This is a genomic window from Agreia sp. Leaf335 (genome assembly GCF_001423605.1).
Classification (GTDB): Bacteria; Actinomycetota; Actinomycetes; order Actinomycetales; family Microbacteriaceae; genus Agreia.
Window position 1 is genome coordinate 1,096,080 of the sequence record NZ_LMOQ01000001.1, and the last position, 13,854, is coordinate 1,109,933.

The 13,854-nt window shown below is 66.3% G+C and carries 13 protein-coding genes; 7 read left to right on the top strand and 6 right to left on the bottom strand.

What is annotated here, in order from left to right; translation table 11 throughout:
• Positions 1-39: 39 nt before the first annotated feature.
• The 3 genes from tig (at position 40) to ASF79_RS05285 (ending at position 3,374) form a co-directional block, all read left to right on the top strand.
• Positions 40-1,386 carry a trigger factor gene (tig, locus tag ASF79_RS05275; protein ID WP_055852574.1) on the top strand — a complete coding sequence of 449 codons (1,347 nt, stop codon included), beginning with the start codon at positions 40-42 and terminating at the stop codon, positions 1,384-1,386.
• A 412-nt stretch (positions 1,387-1,798) separates the two neighbouring features.
• Entirely contained in the window at positions 1,799-2,212 is a 414-nt protein-coding gene (locus tag ASF79_RS17655; RefSeq protein ID WP_235500645.1) for a phosphotransferase, read from the top strand.
• A gap of 670 nt (positions 2,213-2,882) precedes the next feature.
• Positions 2,883-3,374 (top strand): hypothetical protein, encoded by a 492-nt coding sequence (locus ASF79_RS05285; RefSeq protein WP_055852576.1) that lies wholly within the window; start codon positions 2,883-2,885, stop codon positions 3,372-3,374.
• Positions 3,375-3,524: 150 nt separating this feature from the next.
• On the opposite strand, the gene ASF79_RS05290 is transcribed toward ASF79_RS05285, so the two are convergent.
• Entirely contained in the window at positions 3,525-4,817 is a 1,293-nt protein-coding gene (locus tag ASF79_RS05290; RefSeq protein ID WP_082495683.1) for a DUF445 domain-containing protein, read from the bottom strand.
• Positions 4,818-4,930: 113 nt separating this feature from the next.
• Here ASF79_RS05290 and ASF79_RS05295 point away from each other — a divergent pair, with 113 nt between their 5' ends.
• The 4 genes from ASF79_RS05295 to ASF79_RS05310 all read left to right on the top strand — a co-directional run bounded on the left by ASF79_RS05295 (position 4,931) and on the right by ASF79_RS05310 (position 8,906).
• Positions 4,931-5,542 carry an ATP-dependent Clp protease proteolytic subunit gene (locus tag ASF79_RS05295; protein WP_055774536.1) on the top strand — a complete coding sequence of 204 codons (612 nt, stop codon included), beginning with the start codon at positions 4,931-4,933 and terminating at the stop codon, positions 5,540-5,542.
• A 33-nt stretch (positions 5,543-5,575) separates the two neighbouring features.
• Positions 5,576-6,256 carry an ATP-dependent Clp protease proteolytic subunit gene (locus tag ASF79_RS05300; protein ID WP_044442923.1) on the top strand — a complete coding sequence of 227 codons (681 nt, stop codon included), beginning with the start codon at positions 5,576-5,578 and terminating at the stop codon, positions 6,254-6,256.
• Positions 6,257-6,421: 165 nt separating this feature from the next.
• The gene (gene clpX, locus ASF79_RS05305; RefSeq protein ID WP_055774534.1) at positions 6,422-7,699 is read left to right on the top strand and encodes an ATP-dependent Clp protease ATP-binding subunit ClpX; all 1,278 of its coding nucleotides are present in this window, start codon (positions 6,422-6,424) and stop codon (positions 7,697-7,699) included.
• The gene (locus ASF79_RS05310; protein WP_055852582.1) at positions 7,680-8,906 is read left to right on the top strand and encodes a benzoate/H(+) symporter BenE family transporter; all 1,227 of its coding nucleotides are present in this window, start codon (positions 7,680-7,682) and stop codon (positions 8,904-8,906) included. Before clpX ends, ASF79_RS05310 begins: the two co-directional genes overlap by 20 nt.
• On the opposite strand, the gene ASF79_RS05315 is transcribed toward ASF79_RS05310, so the two are convergent.
• From ASF79_RS05315 to valS, 5 genes are read right to left on the bottom strand one after another with little or no spacing between them, the layout of a single operon-like run.
• Positions 8,869-9,804: a siderophore-interacting protein gene (locus ASF79_RS05315; protein WP_326942848.1), complete on the bottom strand. Its 936-nt coding sequence runs from the start codon at positions 9,802-9,804 to the stop codon at positions 8,869-8,871. The two genes, ASF79_RS05310 and ASF79_RS05315, sit on opposite strands and share 38 nt — an antisense overlap.
• Positions 9,801-10,049, bottom strand: a complete 249-nt coding sequence (locus tag ASF79_RS05320; RefSeq protein WP_235480439.1) for a hypothetical protein — start codon at positions 10,047-10,049, stop codon at positions 9,801-9,803. The genes ASF79_RS05315 and ASF79_RS05320 overlap by 4 nt, the downstream gene beginning before the upstream one ends.
• Complete coding sequence (locus ASF79_RS05325) at positions 10,046-10,711, bottom strand: hypothetical protein (RefSeq protein ID WP_055852588.1); 666 nt, start codon at positions 10,709-10,711, stop codon at positions 10,046-10,048. Before ASF79_RS05325 ends, ASF79_RS05320 begins: the two co-directional genes overlap by 4 nt.
• The gene (locus ASF79_RS05330; RefSeq protein ID WP_055774522.1) at positions 10,708-11,157 is read right to left on the bottom strand and encodes a GNAT family N-acetyltransferase; all 450 of its coding nucleotides are present in this window, start codon (positions 11,155-11,157) and stop codon (positions 10,708-10,710) included. Before ASF79_RS05330 ends, ASF79_RS05325 begins: the two co-directional genes overlap by 4 nt.
• Before the next feature lie 31 nt (positions 11,158-11,188).
• Positions 11,189-13,801: a valine--tRNA ligase gene (valS, locus tag ASF79_RS05335; RefSeq protein ID WP_055852590.1), complete on the bottom strand. Its 2,613-nt coding sequence runs from the start codon at positions 13,799-13,801 to the stop codon at positions 11,189-11,191.
• Positions 13,802-13,854 lie beyond the last annotated feature (53 nt).

Here is a 13,854-nt window from a genome sequence, read left to right on the forward strand (position 1 = left end):
ACGGTGCAGCACAGTACTAACCCTCAGGAGAAGCCAAACGTGAAGACCACGGTCGAACAGCTCAGCCCGACACGCGTGAAGATCGCCATCTCGGTCACCCCCGACGAGCTGAAGCCCAGCATTGATCACGCATACGGCCACATCGCCGAGTCGATCAATATCCCCGGCTTCCGCAAGGGCAAGGTTCCGCCGCCCCTCATCGACCAGCGCGTCGGCAAGGAGGCCGTGCTCGAGCACGCCGTCAACGACGGACTCGACGGCTTCTACCGCCAGGCCATCACCGAGAACGAGCTTCGCCCCCTGGGCAAGCCGAGCGCAGACATCGTCGAGTGGCCCAGTAACAAGGACTTCTCCGGAGACCTCGAGCTCGCCATCGAGGTCGATGTGCGCCCCGAGATCACCCTCCCCGAGTACAACGACCTCGAGGTCACCGTCGACGCCGTCGAGGTGTCCGACGAGGACATCGCGACCGAGCTCGAGAACCTGCGCAGCCGCTTCGGCACGCTGGTGACCGTCGACCGTCCGGCCAAGACGGGCGACTTCGCCCAGCTCGACCTGGTCGCCACGATCGATGGCGCCGAGGTCGACAAGGCCACGGGCATCTCCTACGAGGTCGGATCGGGCGAACTGCTCGAAGGCATCGACGAGGCGCTCGACTCCCTCTCCGCCGGCGAGTCCACCACCTTCGAGGCGCCGCTGCTCGGCGGAGACCACGCCGGTTCCGACGCACTCGTGTCGGTCTCGCTGCTCGCCGTCAAGGAGCGCGAGCTTCCCGAGGCCGACGACGACTTCGCTCAGATCGCCAGCGAGTTCGACACGCTCGACGAGCTGAAGGCCGACCTCAAGAACACCGTCGCGAAGCAGAAGGCGTTCGGCCAGGCATCCGCCGCCCGCACCAAGCTGGTCGAGACGCTGCTCGAGAAGGTCGACGTCGCCGTGCCGCCCGCGCTCATCGAAGACGAGGTGCACCGTCACCTCGAGGGCGAGAACCGCCTCGAAGACGACGAGCACCGCGCCGAGGTCACCGCCTCGAGCGAGAGCACGTTCCGCACCCAGATCCTCCTCGACGCTGTCGCTGAGAAGGAGCAGGTCAAGGTGGGCCAGGATGAGCTGACGCAGTACCTCGTGCAGAGCGCCGCTCAGTACGGCATGGAGCCCAACGAGTTCGTTCAGGCACTCGACCAGAGCGGCCAGATCCCCGCCATGGTCGGCGAGGTCGCCCGCAACAAGGCGCTCGCGATCCTGCTCGGCAAGGCCAAGGTCGTCGACACCGACGGCAAGACGGTCGACCTCAAGGAGTTCGCCGCGGTCGTCTCGGAGCCCGAAGACGCCATCGACGAGCACGAGGGTCACGACCACGACGACCACGAGGGTCACTCCCACTAGTCGCTTCATTCGAGGGGCCCGGCATGCACGCGCATGCCGGGCCCTTCGTCGTTAAGCGACACTGAGTAAATGGAGATCGCCGCGGTGCCCGACGGACCGGTCGAGGTGCCGTCGATCGTGTCGTTGCACGCCGCCGGCGATACGCCGGTTCCGGTGTGGCGTAGCACTCGAGGCGGACTGACGTTCAGACTCGGCGAGGGCGTGGGGGCCCGCTTCATCAAGTGGATACCCGAAGGCGAGTCGTCGCTCGAAGGCGAGGCCGAGCGGCTCGCTTGGGCGAGCGCGTTCATCGTGGTTCCTCGCGTGATCGAGGCCGGTTCGGGCGACGGCGGTTCGTGGATGCTGACGGCCGGCCTGCCGGGGCCACGGTGCGGTCGATGCGCGGTTCGGGTCGGACGCCTCGACGGCGCGCGTGGCGGCTCGCGGCATCGGCGCCGGACTCCGCCGTCTGCACGACGCACTGCCCGTCGACGCCTGTCCCTATTCCTGGTCGGTATCCCGGCGAATCGGCCGCGCGCGATCGGAGGGCCTTGCGGTGGCCGAGTCGCTCGAGATCCCGCCATCCATCGACAGGCTCGTCGTCTGCCACGGCGACGCGTGCGCGCCGAACACGCTTCTCGCCGATGATGGCGCGTTCGTCGGCCACGTCGACCTGGGGTCGTCGGGCGTCGCCGATCGCTGGGCCGACCTGGCCATCGCGACGCGGAGCCTGGAATGGAACTTCGCCGGGGGAGAGCGTCTGGAGTCGGAACTGCTCGATGCCTACGGGATCGCGCGCGACGAGGAGCGCATCCGGTACTACCGCGCCCTCTGGGCCGCCACCTGAGCGTCCCTACGCTCCTCCTCCCCAGCCCCGTCGCATTCACTCGGCGCGAAAGCACTCACCCCGCGCTCGGTCGGTGCTTTTCCGCCGACTCGACGCGCTCGTGCCTATCGAGTCGACGCAAACGCGTGCATGACGCCGGGTTTCGGTGCTTCTGCGCCGAGTCGACGGATCGTGTTGCCTGTGGAGAGAGGCACAAACAGCGGCGAAGACGGGGCAACATGTCGAGATGCCTCGTCGCGTCGCTCTTCCACCCCATCTGACGCGGCGATCGTTCTCTGTTGCGGAAGGGCGGCATGCGGGGATCGGTCGTCAGCGAATGAGGGGACGAGATCTCGAGCGACCGTTCCATGGCGTACGAGTCCGGCGGGGTGGCATCCACGGACTCTATGGTCTGTGCCTCGCCTACATGGTGCGGATGCGACCGGACGAGTTCTTCTGCGGCCTTACGGCAGCTCGGATGTGGCGTATACCGTTGCCCGAGGAGTTCACACGGGCAGAGGGCGTGCACGTGGGCCGGATGTCGCCGAATCGGGCGAGTCGAGCGCGCGGCGTAAGAGGGCGCGAGTTCTCTGACACGCGCATCCTAGTCGAGAGGAGATATGGATTCCGTGTCTCGGACGCCGCCTCCACCTGGTGCCACCTCGCCGGAGTACTGTCGCACGACGACCTCGTGGCCGCGGCAGACCACCTCATCTTGGTCCCGAAAAAGCGGCAGCCTGGCGAGACACGTCCCTACGCGACGATCGAGCAGCTGATCGACCGTGTTCAGAGCTACTCTGGCCGGCACGCGCAGGCGGCCCGGCGCGCAGTTCTCGACATCAGGCAGGGCGCGGAATCGCGGCCGGAGACGATCCTCCGCCTCCACATGATGCGTGCGGGCTTGCCCGAGCCGGAACTGAACGTCGACATCTTCAGCGAATCAGGTACATTCCTCGGACGAGGAGACAGCCTATTTCGGGACTTTCGCGTGATCGCGGAGTACGACGGCGAGCAGCATCGCACCGATTCCGTTCAGTACAACCGCGACATGCTCCGAATCGAGGGTTTCATTCGCAACAAGTGGATGCCGATCCGTGTTCGCAAAGGTCAACTCTTCGGCGACCCGATGGCCGCTGTGGCCCGCGTCGAAGCGGCCCTGCGCGACGCCGGCTGGCGCCCGTGACAGGACTCGCGGTGATCCACTCGGCGCAGACGCACCAATGCAGCTATCGAGTCGGCGCAGGAGCACGCACACGCCGCCTGATCGGTGCATATTCGCCGAGTCGACGCGCTGGCTGTGTCAGCGCGGGTCTCACAGGCGTGTCCGGGCGGGTCAGCTGCCGAAGATGGCGTGGGCGACGGTGAAGATGGCCAGTCCTGCGAGCGAGCCGACGACGGTGCCGTTGATGCGGATGAACTGCAGGTCGCGGCCCACCTCGACCTCGATCTTGCGTCCCGTGTCCTCGGCGTTCCAGCCGCGCACGGTGTCGGAGATGATCGCTGCGAGGTCGTGTCGATAGGTCTCGACGAGGTAGCCCGCCGCGTCCTCGACCCAACGGTCGACCTTCGCCCCGAGCACGGCGTCTTCGAGGAGCGCGTGGCCGAATTGAGCGACCGCCTGGGTGAGGCGGGTGCGCAACTCGCTGTCGGAGTTCTCGAGCGACGACAGCAGTGCGGTGCGGGCGGCGTTCCACGCCTGGCCGGCCAGATCGCGTACCTGCGGGCTGTCGAACACCTGACCCTTGAGTTCTTCGACCTTGGTCATCGTGGCCTCGTCGTGCTGCAGGTCGTCGCTGAGCTTGCGCAGATACTCGTCGATCGCGACGCGCAACTGGTGGTTCGGGTCGTTGCGCACAGCCGAGATGAACTTCAGGGCCTCCCGGTGGGCGCGGTCGTCGACGACGCGATCGACGAACGACGGCATCCAGCTGGGCAGGCGCTCGCTCACGGCCTGACCGAACGCATCCGGATTGCGTTCGAGCCACTCGTGCAGACGCTCGACGAGCAGATCGACGACCTGGCCCTGGTGCCCGCCGTCGACGAAGGTCGAGGTCATGCGTCCGAGGGGAGGCCCCCAAGCCGGATCGATCAGCTGCCGACGCCCGATCTCCTCGATGACCTCGCGCATCGTGTCGTCGTCGGCGAGGGAGAGGAATCCGCGTGCCGCGTTGGCCGCCTCCGAGGTGAGCCTCTCTGCGTGGGCCGGATCGATGAGCCAGGTTCCGACGGCGCGCGAGACCCCGAGCGAGCGCAATTTCGTCGTGATGACCTCGCGCGACAGAAAGTTCGTCTCGACGAATTCTCCGAGCGTCACGCCGATACGGTCTTTCTCGGTCGGAATGATCGCCGTGTGAGGAATGCGCAGTCCGAGAGGATGCCGGAACAATGCGGTGACCGCGAACCAGTCGGCGATGGCGCCCACCATGCCGCCCTCGGCCGCGGCGCGCACGTATTGCAGCCACTCGTACTTCTCCTGCAGCGCGAATGCCACGACGAAGATCACCGCCATGATCACCAGAAGTCCGGTGGCCAGGCGCTTCATGCCGCGGAGCGCGGCGAGCTTCTCCAGGTCGCGCGGCGAGAGAAGGGTGGTGGATGCGACGGGGACGTCGAGCGGGGTGGCCATGGCTTTATCGTAAGACGGCTTCACCGCCATTCTTTGCCTACGGCGAACAGCGGCTTCTGCCGAGGCATCCTCCAGTAGATTCGAGATCACGCAAGTAATAGAGGAGCAATCACATGGCCGAACCGGCTCTGGTATCCAGTGTTTTTGACCGACTACTCAAGGACCGCATCATCTGGTTGGGCAGTGCCGTCCGTGACGACAATGCGAACGAGATCTGCGCCAAGATTCTTCTGCTCGCAGCCGAAGATCCCGATCGCGACATCTACCTCTACATCAACTCTCCCGGCGGATCGATCACCGCGGGAATGGCCATCTACGACACGATGAAGTTCGTCTCGAACGACATCGTCACCGTCGGAATCGGCATGGCGGCCTCGATGGGCCAGTTCCTGCTCTCGTCGGGAACGAAGGGCAAGCGCTACATCACGCCCAACGCCCGCGTGCTGCTGCACCAGCCCTCCGGTGGCTTCGGCGGCACGAGCGCCGACATCCAGACCCAGGCCAAGCTGATCCTCGACATGAAGCGCCGCATGGCGGAGCTCACCAGCGAACAGACCGGCAAGACCATCGAGCAGGTCATCAAAGACGGCGACCGTGACAACTGGTTCACCGCGCAGGAGGCCCTCGAGTACGGCTTCGTCGACCACGTCCGCGAGTTCGCGTCCGACGTCGCCGGCGGCGGCGGCACCGAAGAGGCCGACGCCGTGCCCAGCGAGTCCAACTAAGTTCCGCCGAGACCAGACGAACAGAGAAGAAGAATGAATACTCCCGCTTTCGGCGCCGCTTACAGCTCGCCCTACGGAAACGGCACCTCGCCGTCCAACCGCTACATCCTGCCCACGTTCGAAGAGCGCACGGCCTATGGCTACAAGCGCCAGGACCCGTACGCGAAGCTCTTCGAAGACCGCATCATCTTCCTCGGAGTGCAGGTCGACGACGCGTCCGCCGATGACATCATGGCTCAGCTCCTCGTTCTCGAGAGCCAGGACCCGGACCGCGACATCGAGATGTACATCAACTCTCCCGGTGGATCGTTCACTGCGATGACGGCGATCTACGACACGATGCAGTACATCCGCCCGCAGATCCAGACCGTATGCCTCGGCCAGGCTGCCTCGGCGGCGGCCGTGCTGCTCGCTGCGGGCTCGCCCGGCAAGCGCCTCGCCCTGCCGAACGCTCGGATCCTCATCCACCAGCCGTCCGCGGGTGGCGGAGAGGGCGGTGGCCAGGCCTCCGACATCGAGATCCAGGCCGCCGAGATCCTGCGCATGCGCACCTGGCTCGAGGAGACCCTGGCGCACCACTCCGGCAAGACCGCGGAGCAGGTCAACAAGGACATCGACCGCGACAACATCATGAGTGCGGCCGACGCCCTCGAGTACGGACTGATCGACCAGGTCCTGACCTCGCGCAAGAACCTGCCTGCGCTCGTCAAGTAGTTCTTTTCCCCATGAGGCCCCTCGCCGGGCTCGATGATCGATTCGTTCGTTGAGCCCGTCGAGGGGCCTTTTTGTTACGACTAACGCGACTCTCGATCATGGTCCGCCCCGGATGTCGGTGGCACGGGTTAGGCTCGAATCAATCGTCATCGACAGGAGGCTGGCATGGCTCGCATCGGAGAAAGCGCCGACCTGCTCAAGTGTTCGTTCTGCGGAAAGAGCCAGAAGCAGGTGCAGCAACTCATCGCCGGCCCCGGGGTCTACATCTGCGACGAGTGCGTCGAGCTGTGCAACGAGATCATCGAGGAGCGCCTGTCTGAGGCGGGCGACGAAGCGACCGGCGAGTTCGAGCTGCCGAAGCCCAAAGAGATCTTCAACTTCCTCGAAGAATATGTGATCGGCCAGGAGGCCGCGAAGAAGGCACTCTCCGTCGCCGTCTACAACCACTACAAGCGCACCAAGGCGCGCACCACCATCGGCCCTGCAGAGACGCAGGGCGACCAGATCGAACTGGCCAAGAGCAACATCCTCCTCATCGGCCCGACCGGCTGCGGCAAGACGTACCTGGCGCAGACGCTGGCGAAGCGGCTCAACGTGCCGTTCGCGGTGGCCGATGCGACAGCGCTCACCGAGGCGGGCTACGTCGGCGAAGACGTCGAGAACATCCTGCTGAAGCTCATCCAGGCGGCCGACTACGACGTCAAGCGTGCCGAGACGGGCATCATCTACATCGACGAGGTCGACAAGATCGCCCGCAAGGCAGAGAACCCGTCGATCACCCGCGATGTCTCCGGCGAGGGGGTTCAGCAGGCGCTGCTCAAGATCCTCGAGGGCACCGTGGCGTCTGTTCCGCCGCAGGGCGGGCGCAAGCACCCGCACCAGGAGTTCATCCAGATCGACACCACGAACGTTCTCTTCATCGTGGCCGGTGCGTTCGCGGGGCTCGAGGAGATCATCGCCGAGCGGGCAGGCAAGCGGGGCATCGGCTTCAACGCGCCGCTGCACTCCAAGCGCGAAGACGTCAACTTCTTCTCCGACGTTCTGCCCGAAGACCTGCACAAGTTCGGTCTGATTCCCGAGTTCATCGGCCGCCTGCCCGTGGTCACCACGGTGACGCCGCTCGATCAGACCGCGCTGATGCAGATCCTCACCGAGCCGCGCAACGCCATCGTCAAGCAGTATCAGCGCATGTTCGAACTCGACGGCGTCGAGCTCGAGTTCGACCGCGAAGCTCTCGAAGCCATCGCCGACCTGGCGGTTCTGCGCAAGACCGGTGCACGTGGGCTCCGCTCCATCATGGAAGAGGTGCTCGGACCGATCATGTTCGAGGTGCCCTCCACCGACGAGGTGGCGCGTGTCGTCGTCACCCGCGAATCCGTGAACAACAACGCCGCACCGACGATTGTTCCGCGCAAGCCTGTTCGTGCCGAAAAGTCGGCGTAGCGACGCCGACGCCGTTGGGCTGATCCAGCCCGTCTCGGCTGGTATCGTTTCGGCGATCACGGGCTTCGCAAGCTCGTTCGTGCTCGTTGTCGCCGGTCTTCGTGCAGTAGGGGCGAGCGAGGCGCAGGCTTCGTCTGGCCTGCTCGCCGTCTGCGTCTTGAGCGGACTGTGCTGCATCGTGCTGGCATGGCGGTTCAGAATGCCCATCTCGTTCGCGTGGTCCACACCTGGGGCCGCACTCTTGGTTGCTGCGGCTGCTGTGACCGATGACTTCGGCGCCGCCGTGGGCGCTTTTCTGGTCTGCGGTGCCCTGATCGTGCTGTGCGGTCTCTGGCCCGCGCTCGGGCGTGCCATCACCAGCATCCCGCGTCCGATCGCGAGTGCCATGCTCGCAGGCATCCTCTTTCCGATCTGTCTCGCTCCGATCACGGCGGCGGTGCAGCTTCCGTGGCTGGCCCTGCCCGTGATCATCACGTGGCTCGTGCTGTACAGGCTCGCTCCGCGGTGGGCAGTGCCCGCCGCGATGCTCGTAGCGGCTATCGGCATCGCCGTCACATCGGGCAGCTCGCTCCTCGAGGGGTCCGGACTCGCCCCGACGCTGCAATTCGTCATTCCGTCGTTCGACCCCGCGGTCATCGTGAGCCTCGGTCTGCCTCTGTTCATCGTCACCATGGCGGGCCAGAATGTGCCCGGATTCGCGGTGATGTCGACCTTCGGTTACGCGGTTCCGCCGCGACCGGCTCTCGTCGCGTCGGGCGCGGGTTCAATGCTCGGCGCGCTCCTCGGCGGGCACGCCATCAACCTCGCCGCGATCACCGCGGCTATCATGGCCGGCCCCGACGCGCATCCCGATCCACGCAAGCGCTGGCCGGCGTCCGTTACGGCTGGGGTGCTCTATGTGCTCTTCGGCCTCGCAGCCGGAGTCGCGACGACGCTCATCTCGGCCGCGCCGCCCATCCTGATCACGGCGGTCGCGGGTCTCGCGCTGCTCGGAGCCCTCGTCACGAGCGTCGTGAGCGCGCTCGAAGTCGTCGACCGTCGCATCCCCGCCATCGCGACCTTCCTCGTCACGGCATCGGGTGTATCGATCGTCGGCATCGGCTCCGCCTTCTGGGGCCTGCTCGTAGGCGCGGTCGTGATGATCGTGACCACGGTCGGCAGGTCGCGGGTCAGCCCTCAGCCCGACCGAGACGCCAGTACCCCATAAACGCGACGCTCTTACGGTCGATGCCGAGTTCGCTCACGAGGTGCCGACGCAGAGTCTTGATCACTCCCGCCTCGCCCGCGAGCCAGGCGTAGAGAGGGGCAGACTGCCGCGCGGGTCCACCGTGATCGTCCGAGGGCACCTCCCACAGCATGTCGATATCGACATCGACGTCGCTCAGTTCGGCAGTCGCGGTCGATGCCGCGCGCACAGAGCGCAGCAGATCGGGAGCCACGGCCTGCACCGCAGGCACGAGAAGGTCGCCCCGCGCCCGATCGTGTCGCGCGAGCACCTCGACGGTGAAGCCGGGATGCGACGCCATGCAGGCGGCGTCGTCGGAGTGCGGCACCTCGACGATGGCGTGCCCAGAGGCCGTTGCGGGAAGGCGCTCGAGAATCGCTGCGATGGCAGGCAATGCCGTCTCGTCGCCCGCGAGCAGAATGCGCTCGGCGTGGGGCGGCGGAAGAAAATCGACGCCGCCCTGCACTCCGTCGTGGTGAGCGTTCGGCCCGAGCACGATGAGCTCGTCGCCGACCGAGGCCGTCTCGGCCCAGATCGAAGCGGGGCCATCGATGGGATGCACCACCACGTCGACGTCGATCTCGCGCAGTTCTGCGCGCACCCCGCGCACGGTGTAGGTGCGGATGGGATTGCGATGATCGTGGGGCAGATCGCGCCACCGGGCGTACCAGTCGTCGGTCATGGGCATGGTGCTGAGCCCGTGTTCCTCGATCGGCAGGATCAGTTTGATGCGCTGGTCGAAGCCGTTGTCGGCGAAGGAGTCGAGCCGATCGCCGCTGAGGGTGAATCGCCGAAAGCTGGGTGACAGATCAAGGATCCGACCGACTCGAACTCTGTGCAGATGAAACGGAGACGTGGGGGACTGGGCGAACAGGATCAGTCCTCGTCTTCGTAGGGCGTGATGATCGCCTCGTCTGTGTCGGGGTCGTATTCGACCAGCGTTCCGTCATCGAGTTCGCACACAGGTTTGCCTTCGAGCCAGGTGAGCGTCCAATTCCATCCCGAGGTGTCGGTGCCCGCCTCCGCGAGGGCCGCTTCGACCTCCTCGACGGCGTCGGTGACGACCTGGGGCAGGCGTGACGGGGTCTCGTCGCCGACGGCCCAACGGGTTCCGAGCTGGATCATGTTGTCTCCTTCGCCGCGGCAGCTGGCGCGCCGAGGCCGATGTCGGTGGTGGTCACGCCGGTCGACGTCTCGGTGAACGACGCGACGGCGGTGAGCTCGAGAGCGGAGAAGGCAGCCTTCGCCTCGTCGGTGGGGAAGCCGCACGGGCTGACCGGGGCGTACACCGGGTAGCTGCGCTCACCCGGGTAGGTCAGCCAGACGAGCAGTGGGTCCTCGATCTGCAGCGTGCACACGACCGACGGATCGACCGGAGCGTTCGGCACAGCGTACGCGGCGAGGAGCTGGTCGAGTCCGCCGCTCACGGTGCTGACCGTGGTGGTCATCATGCCGTCTGCGCCCATCGAGGTCGAGCAGACGACCGCGCTCGAGACGGTCGCCTCCAGCTGGTGAAGGTGCACCGCCTCGACGTCGAGCGGGCACCAGGAGGCGAGCTCCTCGGAGTCGGGGAAGGCCACGACGGGAAGCTTCGTGGTGGGCTGCGTGCCGCCCTGGAGGTCGCTCGACGAAGTCGGCGTGGCCGAGGGCGATACGCCTCCGGTGGCGCCTCCATCAGCGTCTCCCGTGGCGCACGCGGTCAGCGCGAGCGCGGTGAAGGCTGCCGCGAGGGTGATCAGAATGGTCTTCTTCACGTGCGTCGAGCCTCCCTCTCTCGGTTCGGTCACGCCTTCAAATCGTACGTGACCCACTCGGTCTTCTGCGCGATCCGGTCGTACAGACGTCGGGCGTCCTCGTTGTTCTCTGCCGTGATCCAGCGCACGACGAAGGCGCGGCGCTCGACGCCGATCTCGCGCAGTCGCTCGATCAGAGCCTGACCGATTCCTTGCCCCCGCGCATCCGGTCGCACGTAGAGGTCGTCGAGGTAGAGGCCCGTGCCGCCCGCGAGGGTGTCGACGAACTCGCGGAAGTGGGCGAGTCCGAGCAACTGGCCGGTCTCGTCGTCGACGGCGATCATGGCCTCGGCGAGGCGCCGCTCCGACGTGAACCACGACCAGGCACGCACGGCCTTCTCGTCGTTCAGGGGAGTCTCGTAGAAGTCGCAATACCCCTCGAACAACTCGTGCCAGGCGAAGAAATCACGGTCTACGACGGGTCTGATGGTGAATGCCACTGTTGCTCCTAGGGTGTGCGACAACGCTGTCTCAGGCGAGACTATCGGGCGCGAAGACGATGTCCTCGACGACAAGCTCAGTGCCCGCGCGGAAGGTAAGATGCTCTATCTTTCCCACGGCGCGCAGATCGTCGGCCGCCGTCTCGAGGATCTGGATGGTCTCGGCGGGCGCGGCGATCACGGCGGATGCGACGGGCGTCTTCTGCGAGGCCTTCGCGTCGGTCTTGGCCCGGCGGATGCCGATCAGAGCCTGGCCTGCCAGCTGCAGCAGGGTCTCGTTCGAGGGGATGCCGTCGGCCGGCACGCCGGGGGCGTCGCGCGTCGTGGTGGGCCAGGGGGCGACGTGCACCGAGCCGTCGTGCGTCCACGACCAGACCTCCTCGGTGGCGAATGGCAGGAAGGGCGCGAAGAGACGGAGCATCACGTCGGTCGCGGCGCGCAGCGCCAGGACCGCCGACGCGCGGGCCGCGGGTTCGGTGGCCTCGCTGTAGGCGCGCTCCTTGACCAGCTCGAGGTAGTCGTCGCAGAACGTCCAGAAGAACGACTCGGTGGTCTCGAGCGCCCGGGCGTGGTCGTAGTTCGCAAACGCATCCGTGGCCGTGGTGATGACGGCGTCGAGCGAGGTGAGCATCGACAGGTCGATGGGGTGCGTCACGGCGTGCTCGCCGGCGGGCAGCTCGAAGCCGTAGACGAACTTCGCCGCGTTCAGAATCTTGATGGCCAGTCGGCGGCCGATCTTGATCTGGGTCGGGTTCTGCGGGTCGAAAGCCGCATCGGTGCCGAGGCGACTCGACGCCGCCCAGTACCGCACGGCGTCGGAGCCGTGCTGCTTCAGCACATCGGCGGGCGTGACGACGTTACCCTTCGACTTCGACATCTTCTTGCGGTCGGGGTCGACGATGAACCCCGACACCGCAGCGTGCTTCCACGGCTTCTCATTGTCTTCGAGGGTGGCGCGCAGCAGGGTGGAGAACAGCCAGGTGCGGATGATGTCCTGGCCCTGGGGTCGCAGGTCGAAGGGGTAGACGCGCTCGAAGAGGTCTTCGTCGCGCTTCCACCCGCCCGCGAGCTGCGGGGTGAGCGACGAGGTCGCCCAGGTGTCCATCACGTCGACCTCGCCCTGGAACCCGCCGGCGACGCCGCGCTGGCTCTCGTCGTAGCCGGGCGCCGCATCCGACGACGGGTCGACGGGCAGCGACGACGCGTCGGGGAAGATGGGCTGGTCGAACACCGGGTTGCCGTCGGCGTCGAGGGGATACCAGACGGGCAGGGGCACGCCGAAGAAGCGCTGGCGCGAGATCAGCCAGTCTCCGGTGAGGCCTCCGACCCAGTTGTCGAAGCGCACCTTCATGAACTCCGGGTGCCACGAGATCTCATTGCCGAGTTCGAGCAGACGAGAGCGCAGCTCTTCGTTGCGGGCGCCATTGGTGATGTACCACTGGCGGGTCGACACGATCTCGAGGGGCTTGTCGCCCTTCTCGAAGAACTTCACGGGGTGCGTGATGGGCTTCGGGTCGCCGATCATCTCTCCGGACTCGCGGAGCAGCTCGACGATCGTCTGCTTGGCAGAGAAGACCGTCTTGCCGGCGAGCTGGGCGTACGCGGCCTTGCCGCCCTCCGACGTGATCGCCAGCGGCGCATCCGAGATGAGACGGCCGTCGAAGCCGATCACGGCGCGGATGGGCAGGTCGAGGTCGCGCCACCAGATCACGTCGGTGAGATCGCCGAACGTGCAGATCATGGCGATGCCCGAACCCTTGTCCTGCTGCGCGAGGTGATGGGCGACCACGGGGATCTCGACGTCGAAGAGGGGCGAGCGAACGGTCGTGCCGACGAGATCGGCGTACCGGGGGTCGTCCGGATGGGCGACGAGAGCCACGCAGGCGGGAAGCAGTTCGGGGCGGGTCGTCTCGATGAAGATGTCGCCGGCGGGGCCGTGGAACGCGAGCCGGTGATAGGCGCCCGGCTGCTCCTTGTCTTCGAGCTCGGCCTGGGCGACGGCAGTGCGGAACGTCACGTCCCACAGGGTCGGAGCCATGGCCTGATACGCCTCGCCGCGCTCGACGTTGCCGAGGAAGGCCAGCTGGCTCGCTCGGAGCGACTCGTCGCCGATCGTGCGGTACGTCTGGGTCCAGTCGACGGACAGGCCGAGTTCGCGCCACAGCGCCTCGAACTGCTTCTCGTCTTCGACGGTGAGTCGTTCGCAGAGCTCGATGAAGTTGCGACGCGAGACGGGCTTCTGATCTGCGGCCTTCGAGCTCTTGTTGTCGCCGCCCTCGAAGGGAGGTGTGAAGTCGGCCTCGTAGGGCAGCGACGGGTCGCACCGCACGCCGTAGTAGTTCTGCACGCGCCGTTCGGTGGGAAGGCCGTTGTCGTCCCACCCGATGGGGTAGAAGACGCTCTTGCCGCGCATGCGCTGGAACCGCGCGATCACGTCGGTGTGCGTGTACGAGAAGACGTGCCCGATGTGCAGCGAACCGGATGCCGTCGGCGGGGGAGTGTCGATGGAGTAGACGCCCTCGCGGGTCGCCGCGTCGCGGTCAAAGAGGTACGTGCCCTGGTCTTCCCAGGTCTCTCCCCACTTGCTCTCGAGCCCCTCGAGCACGGGCTTCGCGGGAATGGAGGAGGGCACGGAGTCGGTCACGGCGGGGAGTCCTTTGTTATGGGCGGCACCGTGTCGGTGGTGAGGTGCCTGAA